Source organism: Microcoleus sp. B4-D4 (assembly GCF_036705185.1).
In the GTDB taxonomy this organism is placed as follows: domain Bacteria; phylum Cyanobacteriota; class Cyanobacteriia; order Cyanobacteriales; family Microcoleaceae; genus Microcoleus.
This window is the reverse complement of the sequence record NZ_JAUBTX010000111.1, coordinates 1-1,667: the sequence shown is the minus strand read 5'-3', so window position 1 is coordinate 1,667 and position 1,667 is coordinate 1. Positions and strand designations below refer to the sequence as shown.

The following is a 1,667-nucleotide window of genomic DNA, read 5'->3' as shown; positions in this document are numbered from 1 at the left end:
TAGGGTTTGCTGAATAATCGATCGCAAACCAATCACAGGAGCGATCGATATATTCAAGCTTGGTTAATATAAGTTCTTCTGTATCGTTTTCATCCAGTTATAATTGGAGATTATCTTCAACCCAAAAACAGGTGTTCTTTTTCCAAATAGATATAAAAACACACAAAAAACCCGGCGCCACCAGGTAGAAAGATTCATTACCAAAAAAGTAATTGCAATAACTGTGCCAGATGTATTATCAAGTTTTGCCATTACTCGATTCAGACCGAATCTTCGTTTTCCTTGCCCAAATTTGCCCTCGATTGCATTTCTAATTCTTTCATCTTCTAAAGCTTGCTTCTTTTTTGCTTTACTGACGTTTGCTGGAGGTCTTCCTAAAGGAGGTCCACTGATTCTAATTCCTTTTTCTTTACACCATGCTCGGTTTTCCCGATTTCGGTAAATGCGATCTGCATGAACTGACTCTGGATAGTATCCCGTGAATCTATAATAAGCTTCTACTTGGGCTTTTAAGTAAAGAGATTCGTTAAAATTATCCCAGCTCATCCGGTCTAAAAATACATATCCTTCAAAACAACTGGCTGATAGTTTGGCTCCAAACTCTACGCTTTTCCCTGCTTTTCCCCTGACTATGGGACGGATGTGGGGTTGGCTCAAACTTACTATTCTATCCTCAATACTCTGTTTGTTATTTTCAAATAGCCAGAGCTGTTGGCGATAGACTTCTGTGAGGACTAGCAAGGTTTTATATTGCTTTTTGGTCAAAGCTTCTAGAGTCGCACCCGCATCAATTAGCTGTTCAATATGAGCTAAGTTTCTTTTGATGTATTGAAGTTGTTTTTTAATTGCCTGTCTTCTTTTATTGCGGGTGGGTCGTCTTTGTTTGGCTACTGCTAAGTAGTCTTTTCTTGCTAGATTACGGTAGGTTCTTGGTTTTTTATGGATTTTTTCTTTGATTTGTTTATACAGGATGTCTAGGATTTTTTCTGTATGAACTCTGGCTCTGTTTAATAGTCCTAAGTCGGTGGGATAGGTAATGTCGGCGGGAGCGCAGGTTGCATCTACGATTAGTTTACCGCGATTGGTTGACTCATTTTTGGCGTCCGAATCCTTTTTTTTTTCGGGTTGGATTGGGGTAATTTCCCGCATTTTTTCGACCATGCGTTCGTTCACTTTATTAATTAGGTTGGGACTAATTCTTTGGCGAAAGTGCACTAATAAAGATGGGTCAAATGGTAGTTCGTTGCTGTAGCTTGATTGACCGATGAAGTATTGCAGATAGGGGTTTTCGCGGATCTGTTCGACTGTTTCTCGATCGCTGATTCCCAGTTTTTCCTTAATAATTAATGCCCCCAATGCCATCCGAAATGATTTGGCTGGTGCCCCCTTTTCGGTGGGGAAGTTTTGGGCATATTCTGACTCAAATTCTGACCACGGGATTAGTTGAGCCATTTTTACCCAACGGTTGTCAACAGACAACCTTCCTCCGACGGGCAGTTCAAACTCGGATGAGGGGCTTGGGGCAAGCTCAGCTTTTCTGTACATGATCGCAGGTGGTGATGCACGGGTTTTGACCTATTTTACCTGTTTATCTTGCACTAAACTCTCGATCGCGCGATCGTATAACCGCGCCGTGTAACCTTTCTGCACTTATCCAGCAAGCCCTA

1 protein-coding gene is annotated in these 1,667 nt (G+C 41.5%); it reads right to left on the bottom strand.

All coding sequences use genetic code 11. The features are described from left to right. Nucleotides 1–63: 63 nt before the first annotated feature. The gene (locus tag QUB13_RS30295; RefSeq protein ID WP_333093632.1) at nucleotides 64–1,545 is read right to left on the bottom strand and encodes an IS5 family transposase; all 1,482 of its coding nucleotides are present in this window, start codon (nucleotides 1,543–1,545) and stop codon (nucleotides 64–66) included. Nucleotides 1,546–1,667: the final 122 nt, after the last annotated feature.